This window comes from Alishewanella sp. HL-SH06 (genome assembly GCF_052656265.1).
The window spans coordinates 1,692,587-1,711,570 of sequence record NZ_CP199752.1 but is presented as its reverse complement, the minus strand read 5'-3'; the positions used below and the strand labels follow the sequence as shown (position 1 = coordinate 1,711,570).

13 protein-coding genes are annotated in these 18,984 nt (G+C 46.5%); all 13 read right to left on the bottom strand.

The features are described from left to right. Window positions 1–2: 2 nt before the first annotated feature. Window positions 3–629, bottom strand: a complete 627-nt coding sequence (locus tag ACUJFK_RS07885; protein WP_445426588.1) for a CDP-alcohol phosphatidyltransferase family protein — start codon at window positions 627–629, stop codon at window positions 3–5. Further along, window positions 623–1,276 carry an ATP-binding cassette domain-containing protein gene (locus tag ACUJFK_RS07880; RefSeq protein ID WP_445426587.1) on the bottom strand — a complete coding sequence of 218 codons (654 nt, stop codon included), beginning with the start codon at window positions 1,274–1,276 and terminating at the stop codon, window positions 623–625. The genes ACUJFK_RS07885 and ACUJFK_RS07880 overlap by 7 nt, the downstream gene beginning before the upstream one ends. Window positions 1,277–1,286: 10 nt before the next feature. Continuing rightward, window positions 1,287–3,011, bottom strand: a complete 1,725-nt coding sequence (locus tag ACUJFK_RS07875) for an ABC transporter permease (RefSeq protein WP_445426586.1) — start codon at window positions 3,009–3,011, stop codon at window positions 1,287–1,289. Continuing rightward, window positions 3,008–4,309 (bottom strand): ABC transporter substrate-binding protein, encoded by a 1,302-nt coding sequence (locus ACUJFK_RS07870; RefSeq protein ID WP_445426585.1) that lies wholly within the window; start codon window positions 4,307–4,309, stop codon window positions 3,008–3,010. The genes ACUJFK_RS07875 and ACUJFK_RS07870 overlap by 4 nt, the downstream gene beginning before the upstream one ends. Beyond that, window positions 4,293–5,087 (bottom strand): DUF547 domain-containing protein, encoded by a 795-nt coding sequence (locus tag ACUJFK_RS07865; protein ID WP_445426584.1) that lies wholly within the window; start codon window positions 5,085–5,087, stop codon window positions 4,293–4,295. The genes ACUJFK_RS07870 and ACUJFK_RS07865 overlap by 17 nt, the downstream gene beginning before the upstream one ends. A gap of 4 nt (window positions 5,088–5,091) precedes the next feature. Then, window positions 5,092–7,275 carry an FAD-dependent oxidoreductase gene (locus ACUJFK_RS07860; protein ID WP_445426583.1) on the bottom strand — a complete coding sequence of 728 codons (2,184 nt, stop codon included), beginning with the start codon at window positions 7,273–7,275 and terminating at the stop codon, window positions 5,092–5,094. Between the two features lie 31 nt (window positions 7,276–7,306). Then, a complete protein-coding gene (locus ACUJFK_RS07855; protein ID WP_445426770.1) occupies window positions 7,307–9,649 on the bottom strand; it encodes a TonB-dependent receptor in 2,343 nt (780 codons plus the stop codon). A gap of 538 nt (window positions 9,650–10,187) precedes the next feature. Beyond that, window positions 10,188–10,874, bottom strand: a complete 687-nt coding sequence (locus ACUJFK_RS07850) for a haloacid dehalogenase type II (protein WP_445426582.1) — start codon at window positions 10,872–10,874, stop codon at window positions 10,188–10,190. Between the two features lie 177 nt (window positions 10,875–11,051). After that, a complete protein-coding gene (locus ACUJFK_RS07845; protein ID WP_445426581.1) occupies window positions 11,052–11,603 on the bottom strand; it encodes a carboxymuconolactone decarboxylase family protein in 552 nt (183 codons plus the stop codon). Between the two features lie 147 nt (window positions 11,604–11,750). Then, window positions 11,751–12,428, bottom strand: a complete 678-nt coding sequence (locus ACUJFK_RS07840; RefSeq protein ID WP_445426580.1) for a Fe2+-dependent dioxygenase — start codon at window positions 12,426–12,428, stop codon at window positions 11,751–11,753. A gap of 30 nt (window positions 12,429–12,458) precedes the next feature. Beyond that, window positions 12,459–14,768, bottom strand: a complete 2,310-nt coding sequence (locus tag ACUJFK_RS07835) for a TonB-dependent receptor (protein WP_445426579.1) — start codon at window positions 14,766–14,768, stop codon at window positions 12,459–12,461. A 193-nt stretch (window positions 14,769–14,961) separates the two neighbouring features. Then, a complete protein-coding gene (locus ACUJFK_RS07830) occupies window positions 14,962–16,494 on the bottom strand; it encodes a GNAT family N-acetyltransferase (RefSeq protein WP_445426578.1) in 1,533 nt (510 codons plus the stop codon). 197 nt (window positions 16,495–16,691) lie between these two features. After that, complete coding sequence (locus ACUJFK_RS07825; protein WP_445426577.1) at window positions 16,692–18,614, bottom strand: methyl-accepting chemotaxis protein; 1,923 nt, start codon at window positions 18,612–18,614, stop codon at window positions 16,692–16,694. Window positions 18,615–18,984 lie beyond the last annotated feature (370 nt).

Below are 18,984 nucleotides of genomic sequence, written 5' to 3'. Positions count from 1 at the left end.
GTTTACTCCGCTTTCTCGTAATGCCTTAGCGTCTTAAAACCGCCTATGACTCTTGTGACGATGGTGATACCGGCGGCAAAAGCAAAGCAATAAGCCAGTAAGCTAAAATGCTGCGGCCATACACAAAAAGCGACAAACAATAAAATGGTTTCGGTGCCTTCAGTGAGACCATGTAAGTAGTAAAAACTTTTATTTGCAAATTGTGGCCGCTCTAATTGATAACGCTCTGCTGGAATGGCAAAGGCTAAAAAACTGGAGCCGGTACCAATAAAGCTGGCCAACAACACCGCAGCAGCTAAAGAATTGGCGGTTGGATCAGCCAATGCAAAGCCCAATGGAATGGCTGCATAAAACAAAAAGTCTAAAATAATATCTAAAAAGCCGCCGGAAGCGGTACTGCTGTTTTGCCAGCGCGCCAAGGCACCATCTAAGCCATCAAAAACTCTGTTAATTAGTATAAACAGTAACGCTGCAATATAGTGCTGATAAGCCAATAAGGGTAAAGCCAAGATCCCAAACAAAAAACCGATCACGGTTAGCTGATTAGGGCTAATCTTCCAATAATCTAACTGCTTTACCATTGGCTTTAGTAAGGGTTTTAATAACGGGCTAATTCTCGCATCTAACATGTTGTAACCTCAGCTTCTGCTAAGTTAATCACCCGGCCTGCGGCTGGTACATCAGCTTGATCATGGGTGACTAACAACGCGGGGATCCCTGCTTGCAGAATAAAGTTAAACACTAACTCGCGTACTTCTTGGCGCAAACGGCTGTCGAGTTTGCTAAAAGGCTCATCTAATAATAACGCTTTAGGCTGCGCTAGCATCACGCGCAGCAAAGCCACCCGCGCTTGTTGCCCACCCGAAAGACTCGCCGGATTGCGCAATGCCATGTCAGCTAACCCCACCGAGTCTAACGCCGCTAAGATCTGCGCTTGGCGCTGTGCACCTTTAATGGCTTTAGGCATGGCAAAAGCGATATTCTCCGCCACATTCAGATGAGGAAACAATAACGGATCTTGTAATAACAACCCCATATGCCGTTGATGCGGCGGCAAGTGAGTGATGTCTCTACCATCTAACACTATTTGACCAGACGCGCTAAACTGCGGAGCCAATAAACCGCTCAGCCAATTCAGTAAACTCGATTTACCACTGCCCGACGGGCCCATAACCGTCAGTACTTCTCCAGCAGGGATCTCGATACTAAGCGACAGCAAAGGCTGCTGCTGACGACTTAACTGTAAAGCGTTGATCTGAAGCGTGCCGCTATTCATAAATCCTATCTCATTTTACTGCAACAGAGGCGTTGCTTTGCGTGTTGGTGCCAGGCTGAAAAAATAGTTTGCTACACCAATAGGCTAGCAAGAAGGCCAAAGCAGGTAACAGCATTTGTAATAAGGCATATACCGCAACCAAACGGCGACTACCGCCATTGGCCAAAGCAACGGCTTCGGTGGTTAGCGTTGCAACCCTTCCCGCACCGGTTAACAGTGTGGGTAAATATTGACCAAAACTGACTGCTAAGCCCAAAGCCAAGGCCAATAAAATCGGTTTAAACAATAAGGGCAATTTAACGCGAATAAACACGGCGCCAGGCGATAAACCCAAACTTGCTGCGACACTTGCCCAGCGCGGATCCAGCAAACGATAATTGCCCGCTAACGCCAGAAATACATAAGGTAATACAAATAAGCTGTGGCTGGCGATCACTGTGCCCATACCTGGGGCAATGCCCAGTTGCTCTTGTAACCAAACAACCCCAAATAAAAAGGCGATTGCCGGCACTAACAACGGTAAATAAATAATACTTTGGCTCAACCAAGAGAGCGGTTTTTGCCGCACCTGCTCAGCTTCCAACGTGGCCAGTGTTAACAGCAATGCCAAACCACTGGCCGCAAATGCCACCACGACGGCATTTAACAGCGGTAAACGAATAAAAGGCAACGCGGTGAGCCAATGGCTTAGTTGCAAGGCGTCGGGGACTAAATCGGGATAAGACCAATAACCCGCCAGCGACCAGAGTATTAAGCCCCCCATGGCCAATACTAACGTCAGGCCAACGAGGCCTAAAATTAGCCGGCTTAAACGTTGCCAAAAAGCATCGGCATAACTTCTGCGGCCATTACTTAACAGGCGGCCTAAGCCCCAAGCCAATAAACGCTCGGCACACCACCAAGCGAGCAGTACACTTAACACTACAGCTAATTGCAATACGGCACCGGCCGAAGCCATGAAACGGCGATGTAAATCGACGTCATTAAACCACTGCACAATCGCTACGGCGAGCGTCGGTGGCCCTGATGGCCCCACAATTTGCGCGATTTCCACATTAGCACATCCATAAGCTAACACCGCATAAATGGGTAAACGTAATTTGGGGTAAAGCTGCGGTAACACCACTTTGCAAAAGGCCGTTAAACGTTGATAACCCATGCTTTGCGCCAACTGGAACTGCGTTAACACCTTACTGTTTGCTAAAGCAGCCAATGACATAATCATTAAAAACGGTAATTCTTTTAAAAAGAGCGCCAACATAATACTGACGCCGGCAGCATCGTTGGGTAACAGCCAATCTGGCGGTGTTTGCCAGCCCGTAAGCAAAGCAAATAACCGACTAAAAAACCCCGATGGGGTGAGCAAAAAAGCGATGGCAATCGCGGCCGTAGCATGAGGTATTGCTAACAACGGACTAAAAATCCGCTGAAGCAGCATCATACCTCGACTGCCGTAAAAACAGCCCAGTAATAACAAGCATACCAGCAACGCCAACAGGCTACTGAATACGCCGCTGATAACACTTAATGTGACCATCTGCGCTAAACCCGGTTGTTGCCATAACTGCTGCCAGGCCAGTAAATTTAACTGCTGAGAGCCCAACGAGGGCAGCCAGCCGAAGGCGGGTAATAACACGCCCACTAACCCGCCTAACACTGGCAGGACCAACAGGGCTAATAGCAACCAAGGCGCCACCCTGATGCCCCAGTAATAAAGTGACTGGCCCAGTTTCATCTTTGCACCCCATAACGTGCTAACCAAGCGGCGGTAAGCGCCCTACTCCAACTAGGATGCGGCTCAGCTAAGGCTATGGTCGCGCTTTCTAGCGGCAAAGCAGCTAGCTCGGTTAGTGTTGTACTGGGCCAATTTAACAATCGACTATCGAGTACGGTACTATCGCCCCACACCGCTAATTGCTGCTTGTGCCACTGTGCTTCTGGCGACAATAAAAAGTTCGCTACCAGCTTAGCCGCGGCGCTGTGCGCGGCATTAAACGGAATAGCAACAAAATGCACATTGGCTAAACTGCCATCCTGCATAACATAGCTGCGGGTACTGGTTGGCAGATCGTAACGGCGTACCGCTGCGGGAATACTGGACGGGGCAAAACTGAAGGCTAGTTGTAATTCTTCATCACTGATCAAACGCATTAATTCATTGCCGCTGCTCGGAAAATGCTGACCTTGCCGCCATAAGTTGGGATGTAATTTTGCTAAATACGGCCACAGCACTGCGGTCATTTGTTCAAAACTGGCTGGGGTGACCGGCTGATACAGTAGTGGGTCTTGCTGATTTAGCACCAATAATAATTGCTTTAAAAAGCTTACGCCTAAAAAATCAGGGGGCCTTGGGTAAGTAAAACGCCCTGGCTGTTGCTGACTAAATTCAAGCAGTGCTGTCATCGTGCGGGGCGCTGCAGCAAGATGCTGACTATTGTAATAAAAAACCAGCTGCGCTTGCCCCCAAGGGGCCTCCATCCCTAACGTCGGCAAACCAAAGTCTAAACGCATTTGTGGGTTTTCGTCAGCATTCACATAAGTGAAGTTGGGCAGCTGCTCAGCCCAATCCGCTTCTAACAGCTGCCGCTGTTGTAAACTGGCAAAATTTTCCCCGTTAATCCAAATCAGATCAACACTGCCATTGCGATGATTGTTGGCGGCTTTTTCGGCTAAGATACGGCTAACCGCTTCACCTGTATCGGCCAGCTTGACGTGAGTAAGACGAATACCATAACGCGCTGACACTTCTTGGCCGACCCACTGAATATACTGATTGACCTGCGGATCGCCGCCCCAAGCATGCCAGTACACAGGTTGATTTTGGCCTTGTGCGATGATCTGCTGCCAGGCGGCACTGTCTGCAACAGCAGTCGCTGACATGCTAGCAAGCGCTGAGGTGCTTTTTTTAATCGCAAGGTCCGTTTTTGCCGTTACTGTTACGCTAGCGTGGGCCAAAGACAGACTGGCGCATAACAACACACTACTTTGCCACAAGCGTTGGCAAAGCCAAACCACGTTACTGCGCCACTGCATTTAACCGCCAATCATAATTCAGATAAGAAATCGGCAGCTTGCCTGCCGCTAACTGCTGCTGTTGGCGCTCATCCAGTTGTAACGCATCAGCATAGCGCAACAAAAAACTCGCCAAGCTGCGGCTATCGCGCCAAGGTTGTTGAAAATCTTCTTTGTACCATTTAAAAATTGCCGACAGCTGCAAGCGCCCGTCAGTGGCTAAATTGCGCGAGCGATCAGACAGAAAACGCACCGTTTGCTGCTCTAATTGTTGTTCTAAAGTGGCCGCATTATAGGCTTCTTCAAGCAACGCCGGACAACCGATACTGGCACAATTGACGGCAAAATGAATACGCGGCTCGTTAAAATCACCGCTGCCGCGGATCAATTCATGCTCAATCTCATCTAAGGAGCGATCTTTTCCTAACAACGGAATGAACCGTTTCTTCCACGGCGACTGAAACAACGTGCCCAAGTCTTTTATGGAGTCGACATTAGGATACGCCGTTAAAATCAGCTGCAGCGTCCACGCATTGTAAGCATTGAGCAAAAACGCTAACCGCTCCGCTGCAGGCCATTGTTTAAATATGTCCGCATCTACGGCGCTTAACGAGGCTAAATAAGCCTCGAGTTGCGCTTGCTGTTGTTGCAACAAGCGGTAATTTACCGCGGTGGCATGGCCGCCGGGCAAGGTAGAAACGGTTTGCTGCAACAACTCAGTCAGCGGTTGATGCTCAAAGGTGCGCGCTTGCACTTGTAAACTAAAACACAGAAGCCAAAAAAGTATTACAAAACGCATACGCTTATCCTTTTAAGCGCCAGTGATGGTATTTTTGCAGCAGCGCTAAAATCGTTGCAGGCGCATGGGCACGTTTCCACTCGCCAGCGGCGTATTTATTCGCTTCGGCCCACGTGGGATAACTGTGAATAGTCCCCAGAATTTTGTTTAAACCTAAGCCGTGTTTCATGGCCAGTACAAATTCGGCCATTAAATCACCGGCATGCTCGGCAATAATGGTGACGCCTAAGATCTGATCTTTACCCGGCTTGGTCAACACTTTCACTAAGCCATGTGCTGCCCCATCGGTAATGGCGCGATCTAACTCACCAATATCAAAGCGTGTCACTTCATAAGCGATGCCCTGCTCTTTGGCTTCTTGCTCGTTAATGCCTACTCTCGCCACTTCCGGATCGATAAAGGTCGTCCAAGGGATCACACGATAATCAACTTTGAATTTTTTAAACTGACCAAACAGCGCATTGACTGCCGCATACCATGCTTGATGGGCCGCAACATGGGTAAATTGATAAGGCCCAACAATATCGCCTGCGGCAAAAATATTCGGTAATAAGGTTTCTAAATAGTCGTTGGTTTGGACTGTCCGCGCGGTTTCAATCCCGAGCTCTTGCAAACCATAACCGTCTAAGCGCGCAGTTCGGCCTACAGCACAAATTAACTCGTCAAATGGCAATGCGATTTCTTGGCCTTGATGTTCAACGATTAAGCATTTTTGCTCGCTTTGTATTTCACAGCGTAATGCTTTGTGCGACGTTAATAGTTTAACGCCACTACTGGTCAGGGCGTTGTGGGCAAAATCACTGATCTCTCGATCTTCTTTGATCATCACGCGCTCGGTCATTTCGACTTGCGTCACGTTACTGCCAAGTCTGGCAAAACTTTGCGCCAACTCACAGCCAATGGGCCCACCCCCTAAGATGACTAATTTAGCCGGTGGCTGCTCACGTTCGGCTAAAGCCTGCCATAAGGTATCGCTGGTTAAATACCCCAGCTCTTTTAAACCGGGCAAAGGCGGTACAAACGGCTGAGCACCGGCGGCAATGATAATGCTTCGCGCGGTAAGTTGCTGTACACGGCCATCAGCAAGGGTGATTTGCACGGTCCAAGGATCGAGCAATTTGCCATAGCCTTGCAGCACCTCAACCCCTAAATTGGTATAACGCTCTACGCTATCATGTGGCGCAATATCAGCAATCACTTGGTCAATGCGCGCCATCACTTTTTTAAACGAAAACGGCGCGAGCATACCCTGACCATCCGCCAACGGCTCGGTCGCGGCCAAGCCATAGTGCTCGGCATGGCGCAGCGTATGCGCGACCTTGGCACTTTTAATTAACGCTTTACTGGGTACACAGCCAAAATTTAAGCAATCGCCCCCCATCTTATGCGCTTCAATTAACGTCACTTTGGCTTTTACGGCCGCGGCGATATAACTGCTCACTAAACCCGCTGCACCCGCACCAATCACGATCAGATTACGATCAAACTGCTTCGGTTTTTGCCATTTCGCATACAAGCGGCGCTGATTAATCAGTTTAATTAAGCCTTTCGCCAACCAAGGGAACAAGCCTAATAGTGCAAAAGACAACAGCATATTTAACGATAAAATACCGGCTAAGCTGTCAAGCTGTGCTATCTGTGTGCCCGCATTCACATAAACAAAGGTACCGGCTAACATGCCTACTTGGCTCACCCAATAAAAAGTGCCAGCTTTGAGTGCCGTTAAGCCCATTAAAATGTTAATCAGAAAAAACGGGAAAATAGGCACTAACCGCAAGGTAAACAGATAAAAAGCACCATCGCGTTCAATGCCTTGATCAATGGCTTTTAGCCGAGTAGAGAACTTTTGTTGCAAGGTGCTGCGCAGCATGTAGCGCGCCACTAAAAAAGCCAAGGTGGCACCGATGCTTGAGGCAAATGATACCAATAACAAGCCCTGCCATAAACCGAATAAGGCGCCAGATGCCACAGTAAGAATTAATGCACCCGGTAAGGATAACGCCGTTACCAGCACATAAAATAGAAAAAAACCACCCGCGACCAGCCAAGGTGATGCTTGATACCACTGGCTAAATTCTGTTAGCCCTTGCTTTAAACCGGCAAAGGTTAACAGTTGATGCAAGTCGAAGTAAAAAAAGCTGCCTGCAAGCAACAGCAATAACAGTAAAACCACGATTTTTTTAAACATAAAATCCACTTATTAATTTAAGAGCGCAGCATTAAAAACGGTAGGTCACCGAGGCATTAACATTACGGGGTAATTCAGGAAACACCAAGGTTGAGCCAAAATAGCCGCCTTCAAATACCGGCCGCCAGTTTTGCTGCTGCGTCACGTTAAGTACATCCAAACGCATTAACAATTGTGGGCTCAGCTGATAACTGCTGTTGAGGTTAATATGATATTGATCGCGAATATGCACCGTGGCTAAGAAGTCTAACGGATAGCTTTTGGTATACACCGTGGCTAGGCCCACTTGCCACAGCTCCGTTAATTGATAACCGGCATTCAAAGATAAGATTGTTGAGGGGATCCCCTGCACTCGCGAAGATGACGGTGCAAAACCGGCAAAGTTGGGCGCGCCAATGCCAGTACCAACAATAATATCGGGGCGTGAATTATCAAAAGCATCGGCAACTTGCTGGCTATCTTGAAAGCTTGCTGAATCATCATAACGCGCATCTAAATAGCTATAGGCGAGATTAAACCAATACTGCTCGGCACGGTAAAACACCTGCGCTTCAACGCCAGAAGTCCGAATACCGCTGTTGCTGCCGTCACGATTTCGTAAGCTTCGCCGCTGTTGAAACACCGCGGCATCGGCGTACCAGCTGCTGTTAGCCGGATCATACTTAATGCCGGTTTCGACTAAGGTGTTTTCGGTGGCGAAATTCAGTGGGTTGATTTGATTATTGGCGCCGAGTACTGTGCCGCCAGCCATACTGTTAGAGGTTGCTTCGTTGTAGTTAGCGCTGACATATGCCACCATATCAGGTTGCAATTTGAAACTGACACTGAGCATACCACTGCCGAGTAAGTCCGAATGGCTATCTTGCGCCGCCATTTGCCCCGCCGGCGGTAACGCATCACGGGCGGTCACGTCATACTGATCGGCACGCAGACCAATAATGCTGCTCCATTTATCACTCCACTGGCTGTCATGTTGCACAAAAACACCAGTTTGCCAGCTGGTTGAATCCGTAGTGTCAGACAACGAGAAATCGCCTGCGCCATCGTTATTCACATCGTATTGCGCACCGGGTGACACATAAATACCGGGGCGAAGCTCAACTAATCGCGCTTGCTGTGCTGGCGTTAACGGGATGCGTCGATTAGACAGCGGCCCCGTTAAATCAATGGGTAAGTCCGCTTCAGTAGTAAATTGGCTGTAGCCGAGCACATCGTTATAACGGACATTTAGCCCAAAGGTGGTTTGCTGCTCTGCCTCCCACTGATATTGCAATTCAGTGCGGTTTTCAAAGGTATCAGCGCCATCAATAATCTCAACAAAACTGTTGCCAGCAATCTCTTCACGGCTTAAATGCTGAAAATAGCTGATATTTCGCAATAACCACTGGCCACTCAGCTGCTGCCGGTACTCACTGTGCAGTAAAAAGGTTTGTGCTTGGTTGGTATCGTCTGGATCGGTCAGTACTTGATTGCGCGGTATAACCACCTGCCCTGTTGGCGACACGAGCGCAAAAGCACCCGCTACACTGCTGCCATTGGGTTGAATACCTTGGCCGGTGATATACAAACCCGCATCGATCAGCGCTTGCGTGGGCCGGTTAATGCCAGCGATGTCAGTATAATTGGCTTTGTAATATTCGGCGCTCAGATCCCAGCGCGTATCGGCGTCTAACTGCCAACGGCCACTGGCATAGGCGCTGGTGCTGCGATGATGGCTAAAATCATAAAAACTGTCTTCATCGATATGCTCTAAGCTCAAACGCACACCGGCTTCGTTTTCCAATAGCGGCTGATTGATATCTAGTTGCGCCCGATATTGCTGCCAAGTACCCGTACTGACCGTCAATTGCTGACTGGCTTGCTCTACTGACGCTTTTTTACTGACGAGATTGACATAGCCGCCATTACGCTGCGTACTACCCAGAATTACCGGTGGTGGCCCTTTGACAATATCGAGTTGCTCTATAGCATTGAAAGATAACGGTACACCAAAACCATTATTACCCGCTTGGCGGCGGATGCCGTTTTCAAACAGCTCTCCTAACTGACCACGTAACGTGGGTAAGCTCGGTGCCCCAAAGCCAGATGCTGCATAGCTATTGGGGGTTAAGGCTAGAATATCTTGCAATGAGGTAATGGCATATTGCTGCATCATCTCTTCAGTAATCACCGTAACGGAACGGGCAATATTCACCAGTGCCTTATCATCGCCAAAACTGCCACTGACTCGGGCAAACTTCGGCGAAATAGTGTCTTCCGTAGTCTGCACACCTGTGACTTTGATCACTTCAACCGGCTCAGCCTGCTCAGCGGGTTCAGTTGAGGAAATACTTTGTGCCAAGGTCTGTAAAGGTGCTACCGCCAAAGTCAACATAATGGCTGCCGCTAGGGGGTGATAATGGAATCGCAAAATAAATACCTTCTTTTTATAATAATAAGTGAGATGTCAGTGCTGAAACGTAAAATGCCTACAACCCTACTGACTTAACTATAATGTAAAAAACGCACCACTCGGTGCGTATTATCTATCTATTGTTGGATTAGTTGAAAAAAGTTACAGCTACAGCTAAATATACTTTTATCAACGGTTCATCAAACCAGCAATTAATTGTCCGCAGTTTATACTACAAAAGTTTATCGTTAGCCCAGTTCTCAAAAAAAAGAGCAGCCCGGTTGCTACAAAGAAGCCCGTTATATGCCGTCGACGTATGGCCTAACATTGCATTTCGATATAGGTAGCGGCCAAAACGTAACATTATATCGTAATGCACACGTTCGAATTTAAGGACAACTGGATTTAATGATAGTGACAGTCAGCATTGAGACGCCTGAGCAGCAATAGGCAATTGCTCAGGCGAGGTGTCATATTGAGGTATGACGTCATTAAACAGATTAGCGTGTTAGATTTAAGCTTAGTTAAGCTTTTGCACTAACTCTGATAAGACTTTCACCACATAATCCGGTGCAGGCGCTAGCGGATACAGGGTTTTACCTGGTCTGGCAACAAAGGCGGTTTGCATTCCAGCGGCTTTCGCACCAGCAATATCCCAGCCGTGTGCTGCAACCATTAACGCCTCTTCTGGCTTAACGCCTAATTTAGCTAACGCCCACGCATAAGCGCGCAAATCGGGTTTGTACACTTTAATGTCTTCAATACTTAACCGTTGCTCGAAATAGTCCGTTAAGCCCGCATTCGCAAACTGCGTGGTAACTCCATTATTCGATGAGTTGGTTAAACTGACCAGCGTGTAACCTTTGGCCTTTAATGCGGCTAAACCGGCTTTTACGTCGGGATGGGCTGGCAAAGACAACAAAGGCCCTTTGATGGCCGTTAGGGCTTGATCTTCGGTTAAAGCAATATTATTGCTTTGTGCCACCATCAGCATTGCTGCAACACCAATCTTGCCAAAATCTTGATAGTCACCACTCACTGTGGTGACGAGAGAATGGTGTAGCATAGTTGAAAACCATAAAGCAGTGAGATCATCTCGGCCATTTAATGCTTGGCCAATTGAACTGCGCATCGTTTCAAGATCTAACAGCGTTTCATTAACATCAAAAACAATGACTTTAGGTTGAGTAGCAGCATGACTTATCATTCCGGTTCCTAATAGAAAAAGTAACACAAAAGCCAACCATGACCGTTGGCAACGCGGGATAAAAGGCATTAGTCGTCAATTCCTCAGTGATTGATCGGATTAAGACAACAAAGCGACGAATATTAGACCACTTTGCTGTCGTCATTTAAGCAAATCATTTAAACAAACAAGCGAGGCTTATTTTGCAGACCAGCTAAATTTTTGAAATGGCGCATCAAGCGGTGTTGCCGCTAAATGATTGGTATAATTACTCATCACCTTCTGCGCTAAACCTAAAACAATTTCTAATAATTGACGCTGGGTGTAGCCCGCTGCAAAAAAGCGCTCAAGCTGCTCTGCTGAGGGTTTACCGCGACTGCGGGTCATGGCAAGCGTGGTGTCATGTAGTACTTGCAGCTTTTCTGTCGGTAAAGGCGCACGGTTACGTAATGCGTCGGTAATACCGGCATCCACTTTCATCATATGCGCAATACCCGTATGCGCAGGGACACAATAACCACATTCATGTTCAACATTAATGGTTTGCCATACTACGGTTAACTCTTCAGCACTAAACGACGATTCGCTAAACAGCTTATGCAGTACTTGATAGCCGTCTAACAACCCCGGCGCTTCAGCCATCACCGCATGTAAATTAGGAATAAAACCAAAGGCGCTTAATGAGTTTTGCAGCATAGACTTGCTGTCATCTGGCGCAGTATCGACGGTGTGCAAAGTGAAGTGACTCATCATCATGATCCTTAGTTAATAGCGAAAAAGTATCTGCCGACAGTAATTGCCGTGCTGATGAGGTCACTATAACCAAAAATGAACAGTCGTTCAAGTTGTTTATGAGCAACTGTTCAAATATGTCAGTCATCCGCTTTCACAAAGCGGCTATACCTGTGCATGCTGACGGATCAAGTTATGATAAATATGATGTAAGCGGTCTAATTCAGCGCGCTCTATCCCCGAGTGACCTGCCAAGGCTTGAATACTTAAATCTAGTTGATACAAGGTTTCGCGCAGTGCCGTGCCGGGGATCATGCTTTGTAACCAACTGATGGCCGCCACACGCTGCCCGGCAGTCACTGGCATCACCTGATGCAAGGTTGCCGAGGAATACAACACCGCATCACCGGCCGCGAGCTTAACGCTTTGCTCACCAAAATCGGTTTGAATGACTAACTCGCCACCTTGGTAGTCTTCTGGCTCTGATAAAAATACCGTGATGGAGAGATCTGAACGCAATATCTGTTGATCGGGTAAACGCATAATGGCGGCATCGACATGCCAGCCATAATGCCCACCTTCTGCATAACTATTAAAACACGGTGGATAAATACGATGTGGTAAGGCTGCAGCCATTAAACTGGGATTATGTCCAAACTTCGCCAGTAAACGATTAGCCAGTAGCTGTACCTGGTGATGATCCCGGTCTGCTTGCGCATTGTGTTTAACCGCCGCCGCCATCCCCATTGCACTGCCCTTACCATCTAACCAAGGCACGTGTTGCAGCGCTTGACGAAATTCTGCCACTTCAGTTTTAGTCAGTAATTGCTTTAACACGTGCATGTTTTAGCTCCTAAAGGTTAATAACAAGGTTTAAAATTCATAGGTTAAGGTTGCACGAACAGAACGGGCATCACCCAAGTACATAAAGGCACCAGAACGATAAGCCGCAGTCCAGTACTCTTTATTGGTGACATTACCGATATTCATACGCAAGGTGGTCGCTTCATTGATGTTATAGTTGGCAAATAAGCCCAACACGGCATAACTCGGTACTACTATGCTGTAATCGTTAATCGTGCTGTTGAAACCGGCTGCCGTATCGGGCTGACCGCCATAGATTTCGCTTTTATAGCTGTAATCTCCGCCCAGTACTAAATCTGGCGTTAGTTGATAACGTAACTGCACATAGACACTTTCATCAGCAAAGTTACTCAGCGCCAAACCAATATTACTCGGCTCAATTGAATCCAGTACCTCTGATTGCATAATGGCCGCGCTGGCTTGCACACTGAGTTTATCGGTTAGATTACCATTGATGGCAAACTCGACACCCTGAATACGGTTTTTACCGGTGTTTAAAGTCCCTAAGGTTGAATAGGCATCGCCAACACTTTCCATCACATCAGACTTCGTTGTGGTAAACCATGCTGCCGCTAAAAATAAGCGTTCATCTAACAGCGACCATTTAGTGCCTAATTCAATATTTTGCACTGTTTCTGGATCGGCTAATGCTGCTTGTTCTGGATCGCCACAAAGACCGCCATAGCCACAGTTTGCGCCCAGATCAGACTCACCACCATTAATGTTAGTCGCGGTAGCGTAACTCAGATACAAGTTACCATGTTCGCTCAAGCTGTATACCAGCCCCAAATGACCATTGTAAAAACTGTCTTTATAAGCATATTGCACCGGCTGGCCAGAGGACAGTACATCATTACTGTAATCGATTTGATCTACCCGCAGCCCCGCGAACACTTGCCATTTATCATTCAGTTTGGCGGTATCCATGACATACGCAGCTAACGTTTTGGCTTTAAACAAGGCGTCTGAACTGCCCATCTCGATATTACGACCAATAATATTATCAGCATTCGCGTAAACCTCACCCGTACCATCCAGTAAGCAATAACTGTTACTGACTGATGAGCGCCCTGCCACACGGCAATTAGTGCTGTTTTGGTAACTAATATCATAGACACCGTTGTCTACCTGCTCGTCACTGATTTCCACACCCAACAAGAATTGATGTGCTACCGAGCCGGTTTGGGTATTCCAAAACAAATTAAATTGGCTGGCAAAATACTCAACATCTTGCCAACCTTGATGCGTACTTAGCACTATGGTCTTAGCATTCGGCGCCGTCAAATCAGAGGCATCGCGTTCAGTGCCACGGGCACCGGTCGCTAAATAACCGTTGCGGGTTTCCCCATAGCGGGTGGCATTATGAAAACGCAGATTATCCGCTAACTGCCATTCAACTCTAAAGGTCGCGGCGGCCACTTCGGAATGTAAAAAGTCTTCTTGCTGTGCGTATACCGGAATATCATTTAAAGGCTTGCGGCTATCTTGTTGATAATAACTGCCTAGATCCGGAGTATCTTCGGCTTTTAAATAATACAGATCAGCAAAGGTTTTTACCGAGCGGGCATTATCATACACTCCCGATAGCAAAGCGCCTTCACGGCTACGACTGATCCCTTCACGCCCAGGGGCATCCTCTGCCGTGCTCAGTAAATTGATACGGGTAGCAAAGTCGTTGGCAATCGGTGCATTGTAATCCAACACAAGACGATGATGTTCATCCGTGCCGAGGCTGGCATCAATACGGCCAAAATCGTAAGACGTTGAGGCTTTTTTACTGATACTGTTTACGGCCCCACCCGAAGAACCGCGCCCGGCAAAAGTCGAGCTGGGGCCTTTGGTAATTTCAATTTGTTCTGTGGCAAAACTTTCGCGGGTGGTCATGCCCGGATCGCGTAAGCCGTCAACAAATACATCTGAGCGCGCTTCATGCCCGCGAATAATATAACGATCACCAAAGGCATTACCGTTTTCGCCTGTGCCCAGGGTAACGCCTGCTTGTGCTGCTAAAATTTCTTTGAGATCCGACTTACCCGACTCTTCAATTTGATCTTTGGTTAACACCGTAATGGTTTGAGGTGTATCGAGCAGCGGTGCTGTGCGACGTAAATCACCTGATTGCTCCACCTGGTATTTAGAAAAACGTACACCGTGGATCTTAATTAATTCGATTGCCTGCTCTTGGCAATTGGGCTCGGCACTATCGCACTCAATCACGATTTCTTCGGCAGAAACCTGCCCGAGTGTTAGGGCTAAAGTGGTAAAAAGTGCTTTGGAACCAAAATGGTTCGACGGGTGTTTAGAGGTTATTTTTGTCATTATCATTCCCTTAAAGAGGTAAACCAATCAGGGCAGCAAGCATAAAAGGTTTCGCCCAACCTGTAAACCTAAATGATAACTATTTTTATTTGCATGCGTATTATTTGGGCAGTGGATCCAAAAAAAGCGGTTTTAGACATAAAAAAACCGCCACGATAAAGGTGGCGGTTTTTTATAATGAGCTTAACGCAGTTTACTTTTCTGGCTGCTGTACCAAAGATAATTGATACACATCGTGCCGTCGATCTTTCATGGTATGCACACTGCCGTGGGTATGTAACTCTTTTAACAGATCCAAATTAACATCAACAATCAATAGCATCTCAGAATTTGGTGTTGCTTCAGCTTTGATACCAGTGGTTGGAAACGAAAAGTCTGATGGCGTGAAAAGGGCTGACTGCGCATATTGAATATCCATGTTATTAACACGAGCTAAATTACCCACTGCACCGGCAATCGCCACATAACATTCGTTTTCAATAGCTCGGGCCATGGCACAGTGCCGCACACGGGTGTAACCATTTTGCGTATCGGTTAAAAATGGCACAAATAGAATATTCATACCTTGATCGGATAATAAGCGCGCGTATTCAGGAAACTCGACATCGTAACAAATCATAATGCCAATTTTGCCACAGTCGGTATCGAACACCTTGATTTTATTGCCGCCATGCATCGCCCAGTTACGTTTTTCAGCTGGCGTAACATGCACCTTGTCATATTGCTCCCAAGTGCCATCACGACGGCATAAAAAGCCACTATTGTGCAGTTTGCCATCATACATATAAGGCATGCTGCCGGTAATGATATTGATGTTGTAAGAAATAGCGAATTCAATAAATTTATCACGGATCGTTTCCGTGTACTTTGACAACTCGCGAATGCTTTGCGTAACACTTAAATGATTGTAATGCTCCATCAGCGGTGCTGCGAACAATTCAGGGAATAAGATAAAATCGCTTTTATAATCTGACACGGCATCAACAAAAAACTCCATCTGCTCAAAAAGCTGATTGATATCTTTCATATTACGCATTTGCCACTGCACTAAACCTAAACGTACTTCGGCTTTAGGAGCATTGATTAGCTTCACCGATTTGGTGTAATAAATATTGGCCCATTCTAATAAGGTGGCATATTCTTGCGACTCGGTATCACCACGCAGATACCCTTTGAGTAATTTGCGTACATGAAAGCCATTAGCTAACTGAAAGCTTAGTACCGGATCATAGATCTGTTTGCTTTTTACCTTTTCAATATATTGTTTGGCGCTCAGTTTATCTGCATGTTCATTAAAGTTAGGCATGCGACCGCCCGCCATTATGGCGCGCAGATTAAGGTTTTCGCAAAGCTCTTTGCGAACATCATATAAACGACGTGCTAAACGTAAACCACGGTAATCTGGGTGAATAAATACTTCGATACCGTATAAAATATCACCGTGTGGGTCATGATTATTAAACGAAAAACCAGTAACTATTTGCTCGTAAGTATGTTCGTCGCTGAATTTGATGTAATCAATAATTAGAGAAAAGGCACAGCCAACAACTTTACCGTCCACACAGGCACAAATTTGCCCCTCGGGAAACTTGGCTAACAAGGTATCAATGACCTCTTCACTCCAACTGAGCAATGGGCCTGATTTATATACCTGCTCAGAGGCATGACGTAGCTCAGTCATGTCTTCTTTGGTTAAATGGCGAATTTCTATATGGCTAGCTTCCATGAAGTCTCCTGCTTTCAATGCACTATCTTTAACTTAGCTTAACACTATCACAAATAACCGACTACTATCGCATCACTCAGACCGTGTTTAACTGATTATATGGGCTCAAAATGGCAGGAAGGTTTATTATCAACCCAAATTTGCAGGGGACTGGGCAATAGATACCTTGGCAGTAGGTATCTATTGCCCAGCTGAATTTACACTTGATAACGCGCCAGCAATTGCTTAGCTTCGTTGGCGGCTTGTTGCAATGCGTTAGCCGCATTTTGCGTTTCTTGAGCATAGGCTGAATTTTGTTCAGCGCCTTGCTTAATTGTCTCAACATTTCGACTGACGTCCTCAGCGACGACACTTTGCTGTTCAGCGGCGCTGGCAATATCGGCATTGATCGCATTAATATGTTTTGAGGCTTCTAACACCTGTTGTAATGCATCAACGGCTAGCTGCGCCGACTGGGTGTTATTTTCAGACATCTGTTGCTGCGCGGCTGAAAAACTCGACACATCATTCACATTACCTTGCAAACGCACAATCATGGTTTGAATTTCATCGGTTGAAGATTGCGTTTTGCCGGCTAAGTTTCGTACTTCTGAGGCGACCACCGCAAAACCTCGACCTTGCTCACCCGCTCTAGCCGCTTCAATAGCGGCATTCAGCGCCAGTAAATTGGTTTGTTCAGCAATCGATTTAATCACATTCAATACAGTAGCAATATCTTCACTGGCCGAGTTTAACTCTTTCACCACTTTTGAAGACGCCGAGGCTTTTTCCTGTTGCTGCTCGATACTTTTCAGTAATTGTTGTGTTTGTAGGTTAGCTTTATCAGTTAACTCAAATACGGAACCCGCCACATGCTCTGCATCCACCGTACTTTGCGCCACCGTTTGTGCGGTTACTGCCATTTCGTGGATTGATGCCGCTGCATGATCGGTTTGTTGTCGTTGTGAAGCACTCGCTGCTGTTGCGCGATCGGCCAAACTGCTGAGATCCTTAGCAGAGTGCTGTAATGCTTCACTGGTATGGGCAAACTTAGCAATCGTCTGGCGAACATGCTCCAGTAACTGATTAAACTCTTGCGCCATAGTGCCAATTTCATCTTTTGTGGTAATAGATAGGCGCTGTGTTAAATCGCCGCCGCCTTGAGTAATTTGTGTTAATCGACTAATAGTTTGTGTTAAAGGTGCTGCAATAAAGCGATTCACTAACACTGCTATCAACACGATAATCAGCAAACCAATAAAAATCACAGCAAAACCCATTTTAATGGCCTCTGCTCTTACCAGCGCAGCGACGTCATCATGATTAATTGCCACAATGACTCGATATTGCCATGCAGGGTAATCATTACTAATAACGGTCCAATCGCTGTCTGAACCGGCTAAGACACTCTCAATTGCAGCAGTGGTTTGGTTATCTGAATGCATCCGCACACGGTTTTTGTCATCAACCACGGCCACAAAGCCTTGAGATAACAATTTACTGTCTTTAATACTCGCTTCAAGTTCAGTTAAGTCGGCTTTGTAACCGACATAGGCAATGCCTACGACTTGCTGTGCCGAGTTGAATAACGGGGTATAGCCAGTGAGGTAAGGCGTGCCTAAAATATCAACTTGCCCAAAAAAAGCCTTACCTTGTTTTATTAATTGAATCACAGTGCCGGTAGGATTTAACTGTGTACCAATGGCTCGCTGTCCATTCACCAGCACATTGGTAGCCACCCGCACAAAATTATCACCATCTCGGCTGAAAAGTGTAGCCGTACCACCGGCGATATCGGTTAGCTCATCAACGAGTTTAAAATTATTAGCTTGTGGTACATCGTTAATCAGTAGATCAGGCACCATAACATCTTTTACTTGTACCGGTTGACTTAAAGCAACTGGCCCCGCCTGTTCAATCCGTTGCAATAACAACTTCATGGTGCTAGCGACGCGGTCTTGCATCAGCTTATCGGTTACAGAAAGAAGTTTAACCACACTAGAATTGAGCTGCTGCGCGCTTTGTGTCACTTGCTTATTTACAGCTAAGTTAGTACGAACATAGGTTAATCCGACCGCGATCAGCATTAAACAGACGATTAATACGCTCACCGATAATACAAACTTTCGTTGAATAGACATATTTTATAGCCTCAAAAGCAATCAAGACGTGGGTACTGCGGATAACAACGCATAGCGTTGTCTTACGTTGTGTAGCACATTACCTGATTTTATGGATTTGCGATATCGCTAGAGGTACTGAAAGCCTCATGCTTTTATTAAGCAATACTCAAGCTTATAGCCGCAAGGTAACTTAATTAGTATTGACGATTGTATTTGAAAAAACAAATGCCTAGTAAGGTTTAGCAGATGATTGAACCAAAATACATCTAACGATAAAACAAACGCAGCAAAAGGCAGAAATACCAAGACGACACCAGAGTATAACAATAAAAAACCTCGCTTAACCAACTGATGTGACCAAAATCCTGCCTAGCCAGTAGCAAAACCA